The sequence below is a fragment of the Chryseobacterium nepalense genome (assembly GCF_023195755.1).
GTDB classification, from domain to species: Bacteria; Bacteroidota; Bacteroidia; order Flavobacteriales; family Weeksellaceae; genus Chryseobacterium; species Chryseobacterium nepalense.
This window is the reverse complement of record NZ_CP096203.1, coordinates 2,696,321-2,714,614: the sequence shown is the minus strand read 5'-3', so window position 1 is coordinate 2,714,614 and position 18,294 is coordinate 2,696,321. Positions and strand designations below refer to the sequence as shown.

17 protein-coding genes and 1 tRNA gene are annotated in these 18,294 nt (G+C 38.1%); 6 read left to right on the top strand and 12 right to left on the bottom strand.

Annotated elements, in window-relative coordinates; all coding sequences use genetic code 11:
• Position 1 precedes the first annotated feature (1 nt).
• From M0D58_RS12010 to M0D58_RS11960, 11 genes are all read right to left on the bottom strand, one after another.
• Positions 2 to 553: an LptE family protein gene (locus M0D58_RS12010; protein WP_248389529.1), complete on the bottom strand. Its 552-nt coding sequence runs from the start codon at positions 551 to 553 to the stop codon at positions 2 to 4.
• Positions 543 to 1,232 (bottom strand): DUF2189 domain-containing protein, encoded by a 690-nt coding sequence (locus M0D58_RS12005; protein WP_248389527.1) that lies wholly within the window; start codon positions 1,230 to 1,232, stop codon positions 543 to 545. Before M0D58_RS12005 ends, M0D58_RS12010 begins: the two co-directional genes overlap by 11 nt.
• Before the next feature lie 5 nt (positions 1,233 to 1,237).
• Positions 1,238 to 2,530 carry a sigma-54 interaction domain-containing protein gene (locus tag M0D58_RS12000; RefSeq protein WP_248389525.1) on the bottom strand — a complete coding sequence of 431 codons (1,293 nt, stop codon included), beginning with the start codon at positions 2,528 to 2,530 and terminating at the stop codon, positions 1,238 to 1,240.
• A 73-nt stretch (positions 2,531 to 2,603) separates the two neighbouring features.
• Positions 2,604 to 3,035 carry a hypothetical protein gene (locus M0D58_RS11995; protein ID WP_248389524.1) on the bottom strand — a complete coding sequence of 144 codons (432 nt, stop codon included), beginning with the start codon at positions 3,033 to 3,035 and terminating at the stop codon, positions 2,604 to 2,606.
• A gap of 304 nt (positions 3,036 to 3,339) precedes the next feature.
• A complete protein-coding gene (gene miaB / locus M0D58_RS11990) occupies positions 3,340 to 4,776 on the bottom strand; it encodes a tRNA (N6-isopentenyl adenosine(37)-C2)-methylthiotransferase MiaB (RefSeq protein WP_248389523.1) in 1,437 nt (478 codons plus the stop codon).
• Between the two features lie 126 nt (positions 4,777 to 4,902).
• Positions 4,903 to 5,631 (bottom strand): hypothetical protein, encoded by a 729-nt coding sequence (locus M0D58_RS11985; protein ID WP_248389522.1) that lies wholly within the window; start codon positions 5,629 to 5,631, stop codon positions 4,903 to 4,905.
• Between the two features lie 143 nt (positions 5,632 to 5,774).
• The gene (locus M0D58_RS11980) at positions 5,775 to 6,260 is read right to left on the bottom strand and encodes a hypothetical protein (protein ID WP_248389520.1); all 486 of its coding nucleotides are present in this window, start codon (positions 6,258 to 6,260) and stop codon (positions 5,775 to 5,777) included.
• A gap of 88 nt (positions 6,261 to 6,348) precedes the next feature.
• Positions 6,349 to 8,082, bottom strand: a complete 1,734-nt coding sequence (locus M0D58_RS11975; protein ID WP_248389518.1) for a thiamine pyrophosphate-dependent enzyme — start codon at positions 8,080 to 8,082, stop codon at positions 6,349 to 6,351.
• 161 nt (positions 8,083 to 8,243) lie between these two features.
• Positions 8,244 to 9,443 carry a diaminopimelate decarboxylase gene (lysA, locus tag M0D58_RS11970; RefSeq protein WP_248389516.1) on the bottom strand — a complete coding sequence of 400 codons (1,200 nt, stop codon included), beginning with the start codon at positions 9,441 to 9,443 and terminating at the stop codon, positions 8,244 to 8,246.
• 303 nt (positions 9,444 to 9,746) lie between these two features.
• Complete coding sequence (locus M0D58_RS11965; protein ID WP_248389506.1) at positions 9,747 to 10,970, bottom strand: 3'-5' exonuclease; 1,224 nt, start codon at positions 10,968 to 10,970, stop codon at positions 9,747 to 9,749.
• A 179-nt stretch (positions 10,971 to 11,149) separates the two neighbouring features.
• Positions 11,150 to 12,676, bottom strand: a complete 1,527-nt coding sequence (locus M0D58_RS11960; protein WP_248389504.1) for a helicase HerA-like domain-containing protein — start codon at positions 12,674 to 12,676, stop codon at positions 11,150 to 11,152.
• Between the two features lie 266 nt (positions 12,677 to 12,942).
• Between M0D58_RS11960 and M0D58_RS11955 the strand changes: the two genes are divergently transcribed.
• Genes M0D58_RS11955 through M0D58_RS11945 form a run of 3 tightly spaced genes read left to right on the top strand, consistent with a single transcriptional unit; the run spans position 12,943 to position 15,053 of the window.
• Positions 12,943 to 14,352: an MBL fold metallo-hydrolase gene (locus M0D58_RS11955; protein ID WP_248389503.1), complete on the top strand. Its 1,410-nt coding sequence runs from the start codon at positions 12,943 to 12,945 to the stop codon at positions 14,350 to 14,352.
• A gap of 3 nt (positions 14,353 to 14,355) precedes the next feature.
• The gene (locus tag M0D58_RS11950) at positions 14,356 to 14,739 is read left to right on the top strand and encodes a rhodanese-like domain-containing protein (RefSeq protein ID WP_248389501.1); all 384 of its coding nucleotides are present in this window, start codon (positions 14,356 to 14,358) and stop codon (positions 14,737 to 14,739) included.
• Between the two features lie 14 nt (positions 14,740 to 14,753).
• Positions 14,754 to 15,053: a thioredoxin family protein gene (locus M0D58_RS11945; RefSeq protein ID WP_066438885.1), complete on the top strand. Its 300-nt coding sequence runs from the start codon at positions 14,754 to 14,756 to the stop codon at positions 15,051 to 15,053.
• 60 nt (positions 15,054 to 15,113) lie between these two features.
• On the opposite strand, the gene M0D58_RS11940 is transcribed toward M0D58_RS11945, so the two are convergent.
• A complete protein-coding gene (locus M0D58_RS11940; RefSeq protein ID WP_248389499.1) occupies positions 15,114 to 15,866 on the bottom strand; it encodes a nitrilase-related carbon-nitrogen hydrolase in 753 nt (250 codons plus the stop codon).
• A gap of 101 nt (positions 15,867 to 15,967) precedes the next feature.
• Here M0D58_RS11940 and M0D58_RS11935 point away from each other — a divergent pair, with 101 nt between their 5' ends.
• The 3 genes from M0D58_RS11935 to M0D58_RS11925 all read left to right on the top strand — a co-directional run bounded on the left by M0D58_RS11935 (position 15,968) and on the right by M0D58_RS11925 (position 18,148).
• The gene (locus M0D58_RS11935) at positions 15,968 to 16,408 is read left to right on the top strand and encodes a DUF6646 family protein (protein ID WP_248389497.1); all 441 of its coding nucleotides are present in this window, start codon (positions 15,968 to 15,970) and stop codon (positions 16,406 to 16,408) included.
• A gap of 104 nt (positions 16,409 to 16,512) precedes the next feature.
• A complete protein-coding gene (gene rseP, locus M0D58_RS11930) occupies positions 16,513 to 17,997 on the top strand; it encodes an RIP metalloprotease RseP (protein WP_248389495.1) in 1,485 nt (494 codons plus the stop codon).
• 77 nt (positions 17,998 to 18,074) lie between these two features.
• Positions 18,075 to 18,148, top strand: a tRNA-Asn gene (locus tag M0D58_RS11925).
• The last annotated feature ends 146 nt before the right edge of the window (positions 18,149 to 18,294 follow it).

Below are 18,294 nucleotides of genomic sequence, written 5' to 3'. Positions count from 1 at the left end.
CTTACCAGTTCGCTACAATGTCGTTAAATATCTTATTAATAATCCTGTCGGTCGCAATTTTCACCTGAGAGCTTTCGATATCAGATTGCGATAAATTACTATTGAATACCGCTTCATCAGAATATGACCTGTCGAAGCTTAGTTCAGGATGAAGTCTGTTTTCATAATGCACTTTCACTGTAATGGTGAGTTTATTCTGTGACTCCTGAATTACTCCTCCCGTATTTTGATTGGTTACGGTATTAGAGCTGATCGTTGTAGGTGTGATTGAATAATCCGTAATTTCACCTTCCACCAGAATATCCGGGTTTTCTTTTGTTCCTTTTAACGTTGTTCTTTGTAAAAACCTGTTCTGAATGTCTGTAGAGAACTGCTGCGAGAGCGTAGGATTTACTAAGGGCGCGTTGTTCGGGAACTCATTAATCTGAATGGTCTTTTCATCTTTAAGAGATGAGCCCGTGAAAGTGTAGCATGAATTCAGCACCGACAAACACAACAGCAAAAGCCAAAATTTTGGCTGCCCGATTTTAATATTTTTAATTTTAAAGTTCATTTTTAATTCCAATTTCCTGAATTTCATCATAGGTAACCTGCTTCAAAGCATCTTCATACGCAAAGTAATGCGCAGCATACAAAAAAGGCATGGTAAAAATCAAACCAATAAAGCATGCAATAATCCCCAACTGCGATAAGACTCCTACAGCCAGTGAATATAAAAAGATTGACAATAGATTTCCTTTAGTCATTACGGAAGAGATCTTCCATGCTTCTTTAATATCTATAATTCTTCCTAGAGAAATTAAAGCAGGCATATAGAATCCTTTCAGACAAACGATTAAGATCGCTATATAAACGAAGATCATATAAATAATAAAAAGAGCTGGCGGACCTGCGGAAGGATCTCTGTCTGCCATCATCGGGATCATAAACAGCATCGGAATATAGATTACCATCATCCCGCCCAGCAAAACCAGTTGTATCAGAAAGTAAGGCGTAAAATCATCAAAATTGAAAATATCCCCTGCACTTACATTTCTTCCGGCTCTTAAATCGCGGCAATATTTATAAAAATTCCCTATCGCCAAAAGCCCGCAGAAAGGGATAATGGACATGATCATGGCAAGCAGAAAAGCTCCCAGCAAACTTCCGAAATTTGCTTTGTAAAACTCATATCCGTTGCTGATGTATTCTCCCATTTTAAAGTTGACCGGTTTTGCGTTAAGTTTAATCATGATTATTATTCTTCTAAGTTATATTGTTTTATTTTCCTGTACAGGGTTCTTTGGGAAATCCCCAATTCATCTGCCGCTTTGTTTCTTCTGCCTTTATGTTTTTCCAATGCTTTAATAATGAGATCCTTTTCATTGTTCTGAAGTGATAAGGATTCCGGTCTGTGCTCTTCAATTTCTATATCTTCCACATCTTCATAGCTGTCGTCCTGTCCGGAAATAATGGTAGGATTCTGGATTACCGGTGCATCATTATTTTTATTTTCAAAATACAGCAATGAATTTGGCGCTACATTCTGCTGGCTTTCAGGGGTATAAATCCTATTGATCAGATTTTTTTCATGATTGCTCAGATCAGATGTACCGCGGTTTTTAATCAATTCCGAAGTTAAGGATTTTAAATCATTAATATCGTTTCTCATATCGAAGAGAATTTTGTACATGATTTCCCTTTCACTGCCGAAATCACTTTGTTTTTGAGCATTCGGTGTATTTACAACCATCGGAAGATGAGACTCCATCGGAATATACTCTGCCAGTTTCTCCGGGGTAACATGCCTGTTCCTCTCTACAACAGTCATCTGCTCAACAAGATTCCTGAGCTGACGTACATTTCCGGGAAATGTATAATTTTCGACATAATGCACCGCTCCCGGCTCAAGTTCCAGTTCCGGCATTCTGTATTTTTCGGCAAAATCGATGGCAAATTTTCTGAATAGTAAATGAATATCTCCTTTTCTTTCTCTCAAAGGCGGCATATCGATCTGCACTGTATTTAAACGATAATAAAGATCTTCCCGGAATCTTCCGTCCTGGATGGCCTTCATCATATTAACATTGGTTGCTGCAACAATTCTCACATTGGTTTTCTGGACCTGTGAAGATCCTACTTTCATGAATTCCCCGCTTTCCAGCACTCTTAATAAACGAACCTGAGTTTGCAAAGGCAATTCCCCTACCTCATCAAGGAATATGGTTCCGCCGTCTGCCACCTCGAAATATCCTTTTCTGGTTGCCGTAGCTCCGGTAAAGGCTCCTTTTTCATGCCCGAATAATTCTGAGTCGATGGTTCCCTCCGGAATCGCTCCGCAGTTCACCACAATATAAGGCTGGTGTTTTCTTTTGGATTCTGAATGAATAATTTTAGGAATAAATTCTTTCCCGACACCACTTTCCCCAATGACAAGGACCGAAATATCTGTAGGTGCTACCTGGATGGCTTTTTCCAAAGCACGGTTTAAGGCCGGAAAATTCCCGATAATTCCAAAACGGTTTTTTATATTTTGAAGCTCATTGCTCATACGTAAAGTTTTTAGATTATTTTTTTACAGTTTTTGCTGTAAGTTTAGTTAAATGTTTGACTCGTCTGAATAATTAACCAATTGTACTTAAATAATCTTTGTTCCTGACTTTTGAAACTTTAGTTTTAAAATATAAATTGATGGTAAAGAGATTTTCTTTACTGTTTTTTTCAAAATTTTTAAGGAGCAGCTGATGTTTTTGCTTTTCGGCAATATCTGCTCCGGACTTATTTTTAAAAGAAAATTTTTGATCCTGATCAGGATAGCTTCGCCCAATAAGATCAGCAGCATTTTCTTTATGACTGATTACAAAATTCCGTACGGATCTTTTAAGAACACTTAATTCTTTAGAAACTCCATGATCCTGCTGCAAAATCTTGCTGTATAGCCTGTACAATTGTTGGCAATCGGTGTTTTCCACAGAGCCATTGCTGACCTGCGCCGAGATGTTAGTACAGATGATTACTAACAATACACTTAGGCAATATTTATGAAGTTTTTCCATTGTCTGAGTTTAAAATGTTAATAAAATCTTGTTTTCAGTTTCATAAAATTTTCTTTCATTAGAATCTTTTATCCTTCTACAATTATTTTTCCTATTACAGCTACAGCAACTTTTTTTCTTGCATTATCAAGTAATGAAGAAATATTTTGCAGAAGTTGTGTATTTTGTAAATCTTTCATTGAAAGAATATATTCTAAATTTTATTTTATCATTGAATTGCACGCAGCCCGACTTGAGTGGAGCTCTTTTATTTTTCAAAAAATAAAAAAGCGGGAACGGAAGGCGGAAAAGCTGCCCAAATAATCTACTTCACTGTTTCCCCTAAAAGTGTACCCTGGGTGTTGTCAAAAACAAAAACATCCACCAGGTCACCAATTTTCTGACCCTCCAGCTTATCGAATACACAAACCGCATTCTGGGAATTCCTTCCTTTCCATTGGTTTTCATTCTTTTTGGAAGTTCCTTCGATTAAAACCTGATGCACTTTTCCGACATAAGACTTCATTCTATTCCTTGACAATTCTCCCTGTAAAGCAATTACTTCCGCAAGACGCCGCTGTTTAACATCTGCAGGAATATTGTCCTCCATTTTCTTGTGAGCAGGCGTTCCCGGTCTTTCTGAATAAGCAAACATATAACCGTAATCATATTCCACTTCTCTCATTAAGCTCAATGTATCCTGGTGATCTTCCTCTGTTTCATTGCAGAAACCAACGATCATGTCCTGAGAAAAAGCGACTTCCGGAACGATTTCCTTGGCTTTTTTAATTAAATCCAAATATTCTTCACGGGTATGTTGTCTGTTCATTGCTTCCAGCATATTGTTGCTTCCGCTCTGAACCGGTAAATGAACATATTTGCAGATATTTTCGTGATTTGCCATCATTCTGAAGACATCAATGCTCATATCCTGAGGATTTGAGGTTGAAAAGCGGATTCTCATCTGAGGAACTGCTTTCGCTACTAAATCCAGCAATTGGGCAAAATTCACAGCAGTTGCTTTCTGCATTTCAGATGCTTTGATAAAGTCTTTTTTCGGGCCGCCTCCGTACCAAAGGTAAGAGTCTACATTTTGCCCCAAAAGTGTTATTTCCTTATATCCGTTTTCCCAAAGACCTTTACATTCTTCTAAAATTGAATGCGGATCACGGCTTCTTTCACGACCTCTGGTGAAAGGAACTACGCAGAATGTACACATATTATCGCATCCTCTGGTAATGGTAACATAAGCCGTAACACCGTTTCCTCCCAAACGGACAGGATTGATGTCTGCATACGTTTCTTCTTTAGAAAGAATGACGTTGATGGCATCTCTTCCATCTTCGGTTTCTTTTAAAAGATTCGGTAAATCACGGTACGCATCGGGACCCACTACAAGATCTACCAATTGTTCTTCTTCCAGGAATTTTGTTTTCAGCCTTTCCGCCATGCAACCCAAAACTCCAACTGTCATATTGGGTTTTTCTTTTTTTAGGTTTTTGAACTGGGAAAGGCGCATTCTTACGGTCTGTTCTGCTTTTTCACGGATAGAACATGTATTCAGAAGGATAAGATCTGCTTCTTCTACCTTAAGCGTGGTATTGTATCCCTGCTCATTAAGGATGGATGCAACGATCTCTGAGTCGGAGAAATTCATCTGACATCCATAGCTCTCAAGAAACAATTTCTTTGAGTTACCATCTTTTTCGGCAATAGCAAAAGCTTCTCCCTGTTTTGTTTCGTCTATATATTTTTCCTGCACGATAATCTTATTTAAGGTTTAAAATTTAAGGTTTGTAGCTCTACACATACAGATTTGAACTCAAAACATTAAATACTTAACTTATTGAATTTGCAAAGATACAAAATTGTGACAGAATGTCAGGAGTTAATCATTTCTGAATTTTATTTTAACTACATTTCTTGAAGAAATATTTTGCCCTCTGAATTTTGCAGCTGTCCATTTATTCTTCATCCTTTTGGTAACTGTATTAATATCACTCACAAACTGTTCAGATGAAGGAGATCTGGGAAAAATATCAAAATTGGATGCTTTACCATTTTCATCTACTGTGAAAGATAATTCAAAAATTCCTTCCGGCTTATACAAATCTGAAAGATATTGCTCTATTAAATAAACAAGCTCTTTTCTGAAAGCATCAGTCCCTCCTTCATAGGCTGCTTTTTCAGTCTGCTCTTTAGCATTGTAGCCTGTTTTATAATTATCTCCGATCAAATCATTAGGAAAAAAAGGAAACTCATAGAGTTTACCATCAAAAGATGTCACATTCTTATCGGGAAGCCAATCGTGAAGTTCTCCGAGTGTTTTAACAACGTAATCATAAGCACAAGGTGATTTTTGTATAAACTCTTTGGTTCTCTTATCGTTTATAAGTCCCGGTTTTCCTGCATCATTTATTTTAAGTCTAACATAAAAATATTCGTTTTTATCACATTTCTGAAGATTTTTTTTAATCATAACATCATGTATATCCTGATACATCTTTTCAGCACCTCCTTTGTAAGCTTCTTCTCCTGCTGAATAATATGCATTGTTAATCTGTGCACAAAAAGACGAATAATATAATAAAGCAAGTAAAGGAAATATCTTAATCATGATCATAAGTGTTATTGGTGAAATTCATGTTTATTACAACCTGTCCCTTAATCGCATACATGTCTGTTTGCTGTGAAAAGCCTTTATGACCTAAAAGCAATAAAGGCAGTATTAAAAAATAATATTTCATGGTTAAAGTTTGTTTACACATCAGTTGCGATGGTAGATAAATTCATTTTGATTTTTATTTGCGAGGTCACCGGTTTTCCATTGCAGACAGCAGGAATCCAGTTTTTCTTTATTCTTCTTACGATATATTTCATATCATCAAAGAATATACGGCTGTTGGCAACTTTGGGAGACCCTTCAATATCGGTAACTTTCCCATTTTGGTCTACCGTAATGGTAAATGTAAAATCTCCGTTCAGAACATAAAAATCGGTATTGAGATAGACATACATATATTTTCTAAGAATTTCTTTATAAGCTGGAATTCCACCTTCAAAAGAAGCGGCCTGAAAATCACTGCAGTTCTTTACGGCAACCTGAAGCAAGGGTTCTTTAATATCTATTTTTAAAATACTCCTGTTATTTTCCGTAATAAAATTATCATCCCTGTCTTCTACATCAAACTGAGCAGATGCAAAGCCTGAAATCAAAAGTGCTGATAAAAACAAAATAGCTTTCATAGGATATTTAGAATTAATAAACAAAGATAATACTTCTTCTGTTGAAAGAAAACAGCTCCATACAAAAGTAAAGTATGAAGCTGCTTTTTTACAATATGTCTTTTATGTGTTTATAATTGCTTTTCACAGTGTCTAACGCTTCTTCCATTTTTCCACCAAGCATCAGCTGAGCCATTGATTTCGTCATCCCAAGAATCTGGTCGAATTCAATTTTCGGAGGCAAGGCCAGCGCATTAGGATTGGTAAAAATATTCAGGAGATAAGGTCCGTTGTAATCGAGACATTCTTTAATAGCAGTCTCCACTTCTTCAGGTTTGTGAACATTATTTCCGGGATATCCCATGGCGTGAGCAATCATTGCAAAATCCGGGTTCACCATATCCGTTTCATTATCCGGCATACCTCCTACTTCCATCTCCAGCTTTACCATTCCCAGAGATCTGTTATTGTATACAATAATCTTTACAGGAAGTTTATATTGAAAAATGGTTGCCATATCTCCCAAAAGCATTGAAAGTCCCCCATCTCCACACATCGCGATAACCTGTCTTCCCGGATAAGCCAGAGAAGCTCCAATCGCCATCGGCATAGCGTTCGCCATAGAACCATGATTAAAAGAACCCAGCATTTTTCTTGCGCCCGTTCCGGTAATATATCTGGCTCCCCAAACACAACACATTCCTGTATCCACCGTGAAAACCGCATCTTTTTTTGCTAATTTATCTAAAGTATAGGTAACAAACTCCGGCTGAATTCCGTTTTCCGTTCCGGGGTCTTTTACATAGGTTAACTGATCTTCTTTAACCTTTTCATAGAATTCCAGTTGTTGCTTCAGGAAATTTGCATCTGTTTTTTCTTTTAACAAAGGCAATAAAGCCTTGATCGTTTCCTTTACATCTCCCGCCAGTCCAAGTTCAAGCTTGGCTCTTCGTCCTAATCTCTCAGGACTTTCATCAATCTGAACAATTTTATTTTTAACGGGCATGAATTTCTCATATGGAAAATCGGTACCTAAAAGAAGTAACAGATCCGCTTCATGCATTGCGTGATAAGCAGAAGGCAACCCTAAAAGCCCGGTAAGCCCTACTTCATTTGGGTTATTCGGCTGGATGGCCATTTTTCCACGGAAAGAATACCCCACCGGTGCTTTTAGATGTTTTGATAATTCCACAACCTCCGGATTGGCATCTTCTGCACCGATACCGCAATAAACCGTTACTTTTTCGCTTTCGTTGATCAAACTGGCCAACTGGTTTAATTCTTCATCTGACGGACGAATTATAGGATTTGTCTTAAAAATCTTGTTAGACGTTGTTGCCTCTTCCGCATCCAGCTCAGATACATCGCCGGGAAGACCGATTACTGCCACTCCTTTTTTGGAAATTGCATGCTGAATGGCTGTCTGCACCGTTCTCTGTACCTGCTCCGGCCTTGTGATCATCTGGTTGTAATGACTGCAGTCATCAAAAAGTTTTATGGTGTTTGTTTCCTGGAAATAATCCATTCCCATTTCATTGCTCGGAATCGTGGAGGCAATCACCAGCATCGGAACGTGCGAACGATGGGCTTCATAGACTCCGTTGATGAGATGCACATGTCCCGGGCCACAACTTCCGGCACATACAGCAAACCCGTCCAGTTCAGCTTCGGCGGCAGCGGCATATGCTCCGGCTTCTTCATGCCTTACGTGGATCCATTCGATACTGCTTTTTTTAACAGCGATATTTAGATGATTGAGACTGTCTCCGGTAACAGCGTAGATTCTTTTAACATTGGCTTCTTCGAGCATTTCTACAATCTGCTCTGCGATGTTTTTGGCCATAATTAATATTTTTTGGTGTTATTATTTGAACGTGAAGTGGAATGGATCAAAAAGCTTAATCCTGTAAAGATTATGCCATTAACAAATGTAAGGATTATAAAATCTGAATAAGAAGTTACAAATAAAAAAACTCTACGTTTCTGTAGAGTTTTATATAAATATTAAATTACTTCAATCTGATTTTTTAGAAGATCTTCAAATTCATCTCTTTTTCTGATGAGATGCGCTTTTCCGTCTAAGAATAATACCTCGGCAGGCTTAAGTCTCGAATTAAAATTAGAACTCATTTCAAAGCCGTAAGCTCCCGCATTGTGGAATGCCAGAATATCGCCTTCTCTTACTTCATTCAGTTTTCTGTCCCAGGCAAAAGTATCGGTTTCGCAGATATTTCCTACGACGGTATAAATCCTTTCCGCACCTTTCGGGTTGGATAAATTCTCAATAACGTGGTAGGAATCGTAGAACATCGGGCGGATCAGATGATTAAAACCGGAATTCACCCCTACAAAAACCGTTGCCGTAGTCTGTTTAATAACATTGGCTTTCACCAAAAGATAACCGCTCTTTCCTACCAGAAATTTCCCCGGTTCAAACCAAAGCTCAAACTTCTTTCCAGTGGATTTTGAAAATTCGGCAATTACCTTTTCTACTTTTTTACCCAGCGTTTTTACATCCGTTTCTTCTTCGGTATCCTGATATGGAATTTTAAAACCGCTTCCCATGTCCAGATATTTTAAATTCGGGAAGTGTTCAGACAATTCCAGCATGATGTCCAAAGCCTGAAGAAATACATCCGGATCTTTGATCTCGCTTCCGGTGTGCATGTGCAGCCCTTCTACATTCAGGTTGGTAGACTTCATCACTCTTTCGATATGGCGTACCTGATGAATGGAAATTCCGAATTTGCTGTCGATATGCCCTGTTGAAATTTTATAGTTTCCTCCAGCGAAAATATGCGGATTGATTCTTACTAAAATCGGATAGGTATTGCCGTATTTGTTGCCAAACTGCTCAAGAATGGAAATATTATCAATATTAATGTGTACTCCGAAGGTCATTGCCTCTTCAATTTCGGCAAGATCCACACAATTGGGGGTGAACAATATTTTTTCTTTGGTAAACCCAGCCTTTAGCCCGAGTTTCACTTCATTAATTGATACACAATCCAAAGAAGCACCCAGGTTCTTGACATACTTAAGGATATTGATATTGGTCAACGCCTTTGCAGCATAGAAGAACTTCGTGTGTTTAAGAAAAGATGATGTAAGTTTTTCGTATTGGGTTTTAATCGATTCAGCATCGTAAACATACACCGGTGTACCAAACTCATTGGCAATCTTCAGTAATTCTTTTGGATTCATAATTAATTAAGTAAAACTTATTTATGTTATTAAGAAAGTACAAAGGTAATAAGAAATTGTTTACCATTTAAAATCAAATACATAGAACATTATTCTTTTCTTTTAATTTTAAAAGAAAAAAAAACTTAAAAACCACAATAAAAAAGTATTTTTCACTTTGAAAAAATCTACAAGCTTTAAACATATTGCTGAAAGATCAGACAGCAGCAGAACGCGCACATCTCCGAAACTCCCTCGGTTAACGGAAAATATGCGTGTTTTATCTTTTTAAATCTTGCTAAATTATTGATAAGTAAAAATCAGTTACTTAGGTAACGGCAGTGTTTCAAAATCTCCCCGCAAAAGCGCAAGTTGCAGTTCATTTACCAAATCTCCCGATTGGTATTGCAGATCGATTTTTAATTTTGAAATTTTACTCAGCGTCTGGATCTGTGTAAAAAGCTCGTAAAATCCATAAGAAGTCACCTTTCCGTTTTCAACAAGAAGAAAAAGTTTTTCACCCAGTCTTCTGCCGGATCCCAGCCAAAGCTCATTGCGTTTTTTAAAATCAATTTTCTTTTTAAAAACTTCAACATCCGTATATTCTTCCAGTTTACTGATGAATTCAACAGCCTTTGCACCCTGGGTAAAAGACCTAAATTTCAGGATTGGCTTTTCAGCTTTGTTAAGCTTGTTTTTTTCAACCACATATTTTTGATTTCTGTGATAAAGGCCGAAAGGTAATATTTCCTTTTTTCTGATGCCTTTTGAATTCAGGATTAGTTTGGCAATAATATCGGTTCCAGTAAGTTCATAATTGATCTGCTCAACCGCTTTCTGAATTTCTTCCCATCGTTTGGATTTGGAATTGAAAACCTTTTTGGAAAACTTGTTGATATCCTGAACGTAATCTGAAAGAATAATTTTACCCTCTTCATTCTGGAAATACACAAATCCTTTATCGTTCGGAAGATCCTGAGTAAGTACCTTTATCTTATTGATATAGGTTTTTGCGTTAGATTCCTCGTGCTGCTTCTGAATAATCTCGTTTTCAGTATCTTTTGAAATCAAGAGTTTGAAAAGCTCAAGCGTCGCACGTGCATCTCCATCCGCTCTGTGGTGGTTCGTAAGAGGAATACCTAAAGATTTTACCAACTTCCCAAGTGAATAGCTCACCTCATCCGGAATGAGCTTTTTAGCCAGCGGAATAGTATCTAAAGTATTGATTTTAAAATCATAACCTAATCTTTGAAATGACTGGCGAAGCATTCTGTAATCAAAATCAATATTATGCCCCACCAAAGTAGTATTGGCCGTAATTTCCACAATCCTGCGTGCAATTTCATGGAATTTCGGAGCTGTTTTTACCATTTTGGGAGTTATATTGGTGAGTTTCTGCACAAAAGGCGTGATATCGCTTTCGGGATTTACAAGAGAGATGAACTGGTCAATAATTTTTTGCCCATCATACCTGTAAATAGCAATATCTATAATGCATTCTTTTCTGTAACCTGCACCATTGCTTTCTATATCAATAATTGAATACATTTAAACTTTATACAACTTTCTTTTAGATTAATTATAACGTGTACAGACTGTACTTATCTTAAATAACACAATACATGCCATATCTTCATTAAGACAATCCTGCTAAAATAGGAAAAATTCTATCAATCTTATCAAAATTGTGCATGAATACCCTACAATAGTATTACAAAAAACATCGATTATCTTCTCCTACCGCCGAGACCCAGCATCCCTAAGATGGCCTTTGCTCCTTCCCGCATCAGCGTCCCGGTAAAAGTGCGTGCTGCTTTACTTTGCAAAATCTGCTCAACCATTCCCGGCTCTTCTTTTGCAGGCTTTGTTTTTTGATTTACAGGAGCTTCCGCTGCTGCCTGCTCCATTCTTCTTACCAGCATTTCGTACGCCGAATCACGATCAACCACGTTTTCATATTTAATAACCAAAGCAGATTGGCCTGTCAGATCTGAAATTTCCGCATCATTAAGAACATCCATTCTTGATTCAGGAGAAATTAAATAGGTATGTACCAAAGGGGTAGGAATTCCTTTTTCGTCCAGAGCAGTCACAAAAGCCTCGCCAATTCCGAGATTCTGAATTAAAGTGGCAGCATCATAAAATTCCGTTGTGGGATAATTTTCCACTGCCTTTGTAATTTCTTTTTTATCTTTTGCCGTAAAACCCCTCAGCGCATGCTGAATTTTTAACCCTAATTGCGAGAGCACAGCCTCCGGAACATCTCCGGGTATCTGGGTAATAAAGTAAATTCCGACACCTTTGGAACGGATCAGCTTTACCATTGTTTCAATCTGCGAAACCAGGGCTTTGGAAGATTCATCAAAAATAAGATGCGCCTCGTCTATAAATAATACCAGTTTCGGCTTGCCGGTATCGCCTTCCTCAGGGAATGTCATATAAATCTCTGCAAAAAGCGAAAGCATAAATGTAGAAAATAGTTGAGGTTTGCTCTGAATATCTGCTACCCTTAAAATATTAACCACCCCTTTCCCGTCTCTTGTCTGCAGCAAATCATGTACATCAAAACTTAATTCACCGAAAAACTTTGACGCTCCCTGCTGTTCCAGTGCTACGATAGACCTCAGAATTGCTCCCAATGAAGATGATGCGATTGAACCATAATCAGCCGAGAGTTCCGCCTTTCCCTGCGGGTTTTCGGTAACATACTGAAGAACCTTTTTAAGATCATTCAGATCAATGAGAGGCAGTCCTTTGTCATCACAATATTTAAAAACAATGGCCATGATACTTTGCTGTGTATCGTTCAGCTGAAGGATCTTACTCAGCAGTACCGGCCCGAATTCCGTTACGGTAGCCCTCAGCTTTACGCCTCTTTCTCCCGAAATCGTCATTAATTCTACAGGAAAAGCCTGCGGACTGTACGGAAGCTGTGTTTTGGCATAACGTTCCTGAATAACCGGATTTTCTGTTCCTGCTTCTGCAATTCCCGAGAAATCTCCTTTTATATCCAGAACCAAGGAAGGAATTCCTTTGTGGGAAAGCTGCTCAGCAAACACCTGTAAGGTTTTGGTTTTCCCGGTTCCCGTAGCTCCTGCAATAAGTCCGTGACGGTTGATCGTCTTTAAAGGAATCGCAACATTTACTTCAGGAACCACTTCTCCGTCCAGCATGCCTTTGCCTAAAATAATATATTCTCCTTTTGATGTATACTTTGCACTCAGTTCTTCAATAAATTGTGTTTTGTCTGCCATTTGATTTTTTACATAAATATAATTTTTTTTTAAAATATGAACCGGCTAAGTTTTCATTATGATTAATTTCATCCGCAAAATATTAACAAATATGCCTAACTTAGTACCACAGAATCATGTATGACTATGATAACTACCGCATATCGAGAAGGTCTGGACTTTATAGATTTATTCTATTGGCATAGATTTTTTTATTTTGCCTTTTTTCAGAAAATAAACACGATTTTTGCAGATATTAAAAAAAACTTAAAAAGTTACACCACATAATGAAAGTCGAACAAATATATACCGGATGTCTGGCTCAGGGTGCCTATTATATCGTATCCGAAAACGAGGCAGCTATTATTGATCCTTTAAGAGAAGTAAAGCCCTACCTTGATCGTCTGGAAAAAGACAATGTAACGCTAAAATATATTTTTGAAACCCATTTCCATGCAGATTTCGTTTCAGGCCATCTTGATCTGAGCAAAGCAACAGGCGCTCCTATCGTCTATGGGCCTACAGCGCAACCTGAATTTGACGCTATTATCGCGGAAGACAATCAGATTTTTGAGATCGGAAATGTAAAAATTAAAGTTCTCCATACGCCCGGCCACACGATGGAAAGCAGCACCTATCTCCTAATTGACGAAAACGGAGTGGAAACTGCTATTTTCACTGGTGACACTTTATTCCTCGGAGACGTTGGCAGACCTGATCTTGCACAGAAAGCAACCAGCCTCACCCAGGAAGATCTCGCAGGAATTCTATATGAAAGCCTTCAAACGAAAATTATGCCGCTTGATAACAGCATTACCGTATATCCTGCGCATGGAGCAGGTTCTGCCTGTGGAAAGAATATGCAGAAAGAAACCGTTGATCTATTAGGAAATCAGAAAAAAACAAATTACGCACTCAATCAGCCGGATAAGGAATCTTTTGTAAAGGAAGTTCTTGACGGGCTTACAGCACCTCCCAAATATTTCGGGATGAACGTTGCCATGAATAAAGGAGGTTATGAAAGCCTTGACGTAGTAATGAATAAAGGATTGACCGCAATTCCTGCTGAAGATTTCGAAGCATATGCCGAAGAAACCGGTGCCTTGATTTTAGATACGAGAAACCCGGCAGAGTTTCATAAAGGATTCATCCCTAATTCTATCAATATCGGACTGAAGGGAGATTTTGCACCTTGGGTGGGGGCATTAATTGTTGATGTAAAACATCCTTTATTATTGGTAGTAGAAAAAGGTACTGAGGAAGAAGCCATCACCAGATTAAGCAGAGTTGGATTTGACCATGTTGTAGGCTATCTGAAAGGAGGTTTCGAATCATGGAAGAACAACAGTAAAGAAACCGACGAAATAAAAAGAATTTCTCCGGAAGAATTTGCAGAGCAGTTTGATAAAACCTCTAAAGTGATCGATGTCCGTAAAATTTCGGAATATTCTGCCGAACATATTGACAACGCCTACAACAGGCCTCTGGATGAAATCAGTGAGTGGATAAATACCATTGATGATGCTGAACATTTTTTCCTGCATTGTGCGGGAGGCTACAGAAGCATGATCGCCGCAAGCATTCTTAATTCACACGGAATCAGGAATTTCACTGAAGTGGAAGGAGGTTTTAACGGAATTAAAAAAACAGGGAAGCTTCCTACTTCTGATTTTGTATGCCAGTCTAAAACCCTGTAAATAATGAAAAGCTTCTACGGATTTTTTATTGTATTAATTTTTATATTGAACTCATGCAAAACACGCTCTTCTGCAACGCTTCCTGATAAAAATATCAAAGACGTGGTGAACAGCCCGAATGTAGTTCTTGTAGATGTAAGAGTTGCTGAACAGTATGAAGAAGGATCGGCAAAAAATGCGATTAACATTCCTTTAGCTGAACTATCTGAAAACACACAATCTCTGAAAGGAAAAAAAGTAGTTGTTTTCTGTAACAAAGGAATCCAGGCGGATCAGGCGATGGAAATCTTAAAGAAAGAAGGTATTGAAGTTTATGATGGTACAACGTGGAAAAATGTAAAAGCCATCCAGGACGAAAAACCTTCTAAAAACACTAATTTAGACTAATAAAACCCAAAACAATGTCACAAAAATTCCAGGAAATTATCAATTCTGAAAGACCTGTTTTAATAGATTTTTTTGCAACGTGGTGTCAGCCCTGCAAAGTACAGTCTTCGGTTCTTAATACCGTTAAAGAAAATGTAGGCGAAAGCGCGAGAATCATTAAGGTTGATGTAGATCAATATCCTGCTTTAGCAGCACAATATGGTGTGCGCGGCGTTCCTACGCTGGCCGTATTCAAAAACGGGGAAATGCTCTGGAAGGAGAGCGGCGTTCATGATGTGAATACGCTGACACAGCTTTTAAAACAATATGCTTAAGATTAAGGCTAAGGTTGAGACCAAGATTAATACAATGTGCCTCGACCTTAACTTTAGCCTTCATAACTTAATTTCAAAAGAATCGCGGTCATTTAAAAACTGAAAATGGCCCCTGAAATCTTTTAATTCTTCTAAATGCAATTCTGCAGTAACAAGATTTCCTTCTTTTATAGAAATTTCCTTTCCGTCAGCAAAAAAACAATGGGAACTTTCCTTATAGAAAAGATTATTTCCATCGGTCCCGATCCTGTTTAGCCCGAAAACAAAGGAAAGATTTTCGATAGCCCTCGCTTTCAACAGATGCTCCCAGGCGTCCACTCTTTTTTCAGGCCAGTTGGCGACATACAAAATTATATCATAATCGTCATTATTTCTTGCAAAAACGGGAAACCTGAGATCATAGCAGACCTGCAGCAAGATCCTAAAACCCTGATAATTAACAACAATCCGTTTCTTTCCCGGCGTATAAACCTTATCCTCTCCCGAAAAGGAAAAAAGATGACGTTTGTCGTAAAAATCCACATTTCCCTCCGGATGAACAAAATACATCCTGTTGTAAAACTTACCATCTTCTTGCACAGAAGCACTTCCGCAGAAAGCCGCATTTTTATTCTTTGCCATTTCTTTCAGGAATGCAAGAGATTCCAGATTCCTGTCTGCCACTTCTGAAGCATCCATACAAAATCCTGTAGAAAACATTTCCGGTAAAAGAAAAAGATCCGCTTCCTGAAGATGCAGTTCATTTTTGATCAATTGAAAATTCTTTTCTTTATTTTTCCAGACGATATCTAAATTCAGTGCTGTAATTTTCATAAACTATGTTAAAAAACTTCACTAAAAATACGATTTTCGGATGATTTCGGTTCTATCTTTGTTGCAGATATTTTTTAAATAATAACATAAAAAGATACTATATGAAGAAATTGTGTTTTGTGCTGATGCTTATTTTTGCAGGAGCAACTGCCAGTGCGCAGGCCTGGACAGGAAAAGGAGATCAGAAAATCAATGCAGGACTAAGCGCATGGGGCTACGGAACAGGAATTACAGGAACGTATGATTACGGACTGAACCAGCTTATTTCTGTAGGCGCCGGAATCAACGGCTATTTCAGTAATTACAAAGACAATGATGACGACAACCGTGTTTTCGTTTTTGGAAGACTGAACTTTCACTTGAAAGACGCACTGCAACTTCCCGAGAAACTGGATATCTATCCGGGAATTGATGTAGGCGTTGTAGGAAGAGATTTCGGACTGGGAGCACATATCGGAGCCAGGTATTTCTTTACGGAGAGAATCGGGGTTTTTGCGGAAGTCGGCAACAATGGCAGTCTTGGTGTTTCTATTAATTTATAATAAATCATCATATTATATGACAAAGCTTCTCGTTTCGGGAAGCTTTTTTATTTGGCATAGTTTTGAGAATTGTTACCTTTGCAAATTAACATACAAAAGCATTAATGGAAATAGCAATCAAACTGTTTCAATTTATATTGAGCATTTCTATCTTAGTCCTTCTTCATGAGCTTGGGCATTTCTTACCCGCAAAGTGGTTCAAAACCAGAGCAGAGAAATTTTTCCTGTTTTTTGACCCGTGGTTCTCAATTTTTTCAATGAAAAAAATCAATGGAAAATGGCAGTATAAATTTCTTTCCAAAAACCTTCCGGATACCGAAATCATTGAAGTGAACGGCGAAAAGAAAGAAGTTCCCATCGATATATCAAAACTTCCGGACAGTGACTGGAGAAAACATCCCGAACAGACAAAATACGGTATCGGCTGGCTGCCTTTCGGAGGATATGTGAAAATTGCCGGAATGGTTGATGAAAGCATGGATATCGAACAACTGAAGAAGCCGGCACAGCCTTGGGAATTCAGATCGAAACCGGCATGGCAGAGACTGATTATCATGTTGGGAGGTGTTACCGTGAATTTTTTCCTAGCCTGGCTCATCTACACCTGCCTTTCTCTTTTTAATGGTGAAACATACACCGACCTTACGAAATTCAACAGCGGAATTGGCGTAACGGAAGCCGGGAAAAAAATGGGATTCCAGAATGGCGATAAAATCATAAACATCGACGGAAAACCTGCCGAAAGGCTGGAAAATGCTTCCATCAATATTTTATTGGGAGACCATGTAACCGTTTTAAGAGATGGAAAAGAAACCACTTTCCCGATTAATAATGACGGTGTTGCGGATGTTCTGAAGCAGAAAGAAGCGAAATTATACATCCTACCAAGATTCCCAATGATTATTGATTCATTGGCAACACCATCAGCAAAAGCTTCCGGACTGGTAAAAGGAGACAAAGTAATTGCTATTAACGGACAGCCAACGCAGTATTTTGATGAGGTAGGAACTGTTCTGAATCAAAATAAAGGAAAAACAGTACAAATTGAGGTTCTGAGAAACGGCAATTCTGAAACGGTTTCTGCAGCGGTTGATAAAAATGGTAAATTAGGAATAAAAACTGCTCAAAAGACCCTTTCGAATGTAACTACCAATAAAAAATATTCTTTCGGAGAAGCGATTCCAAGAGGTTTTGTAAGAACCATTGAAGCGCTTACGATGCAGGTAAAGCAGTTTAAAATCATGTTTAATTCAAAAATTCAGGGATATAAAAACGTGGGCGGCCCGATTGCCATCGTTAAAAATATGCCTGTTGACAAAGATGCGAACGGTAATATTTCTGTTAACTGGGTTGCATTCTGGAGTTTTACGGCCATGTTTTCGGTTTGGCTGGCTTTCCTGAATTTAATTCCGATTCCGGGGTTAGATGGTGGCCATGTGCTTTTTACTTTATATGAAATTATTGTTGGAAAACCGGTGCCTCAAAAAGTTCTTGAAAATGCCCAGATGATCGGTGTAATCTTCCTTTTAGGCTTAATGATCCTGATTTTCGGAAGCGATATATTCAAGATAGTTGCAGGAAAATTGTAATATTCAAATTTTTTAAAAAAATATTTGCAGGGTATAAATATTCGTCCTATATTTGCACCACTTAAAACAAAGGACATTCCTCCTTAGCTCAGTTGGTTAGAGCATCTGACTGTTAATCAGAGGGTCGCTGGTTCGAGCCCAGCAGGAGGAGCAGAAAGACTTACAGAAATGTAGGTCTTTTTTTATTTACCTATTCTGAAAATAAAATTTCTGATAAGACAAATTTAATCATCTGAAAAATAATTATATAGCTCACATTGCCCATTATTACAGGAAAATTCTCATTATTTTTAAACC

Bases quoted from the DNA above. Each gene is read 5' to 3' on its own strand.
- M0D58_RS11960 (WP_248389504.1), bottom strand. From the start codon at position 12,676: ATGGCAGACAAAACACAATTTATTGAAGAACTGAGTGCAAAGTATACA.
- rseP (WP_248389495.1), top strand. From the start codon at position 16,513: ATGGAAATAGCAATCAAACTGTTTCAATTTATATTGAGCATTTCTATC.
- M0D58_RS12010 (WP_248389529.1), bottom strand. From the start codon at position 553: ATGAACTTTAAAATTAAAAATATTAAAATCGGGCAGCCAAAATTTTGG.
- M0D58_RS12005 (WP_248389527.1), bottom strand. From the start codon at position 1,232: ATGATTAAACTTAACGCAAAACCGGTCAACTTTAAAATGGGAGAATAC.
- M0D58_RS11975 (WP_248389518.1), bottom strand. From the start codon at position 8,082: ATGGCCAAAAACATCGCAGAGCAGATTGTAGAAATGCTCGAAGAAGCC.
- M0D58_RS11980 (WP_248389520.1), bottom strand. From the start codon at position 6,260: ATGAAAGCTATTTTGTTTTTATCAGCACTTTTGATTTCAGGCTTTGCA.
- M0D58_RS11940 (WP_248389499.1), bottom strand. From the start codon at position 15,866: ATGAAAATTACAGCACTGAATTTAGATATCGTCTGGAAAAATAAAGAA.
- M0D58_RS12000 (WP_248389525.1), bottom strand. From the start codon at position 2,530: ATGAGCAATGAGCTTCAAAATATAAAAAACCGTTTTGGAATTATCGGG.
- M0D58_RS11985 (WP_248389522.1), bottom strand. From the start codon at position 5,631: ATGATTAAGATATTTCCTTTACTTGCTTTATTATATTATTCGTCTTTT.
- M0D58_RS11965 (WP_248389506.1), bottom strand. From the start codon at position 10,970: ATGTATTCAATTATTGATATAGAAAGCAATGGTGCAGGTTACAGAAAA.
- M0D58_RS11945 (WP_066438885.1), top strand. From the start codon at position 14,754: ATGTCACAAAAATTCCAGGAAATTATCAATTCTGAAAGACCTGTTTTA.
- M0D58_RS11950 (WP_248389501.1), top strand. From the start codon at position 14,356: ATGAAAAGCTTCTACGGATTTTTTATTGTATTAATTTTTATATTGAAC.
- lysA (WP_248389516.1), bottom strand. From the start codon at position 9,443: ATGAATCCAAAAGAATTACTGAAGATTGCCAATGAGTTTGGTACACCG.
- M0D58_RS11935 (WP_248389497.1), top strand. From the start codon at position 15,968: ATGAAGAAATTGTGTTTTGTGCTGATGCTTATTTTTGCAGGAGCAACT.
- M0D58_RS11995 (WP_248389524.1), bottom strand. From the start codon at position 3,035: ATGGAAAAACTTCATAAATATTGCCTAAGTGTATTGTTAGTAATCATC.
- M0D58_RS11955 (WP_248389503.1), top strand. From the start codon at position 12,943: ATGAAAGTCGAACAAATATATACCGGATGTCTGGCTCAGGGTGCCTAT.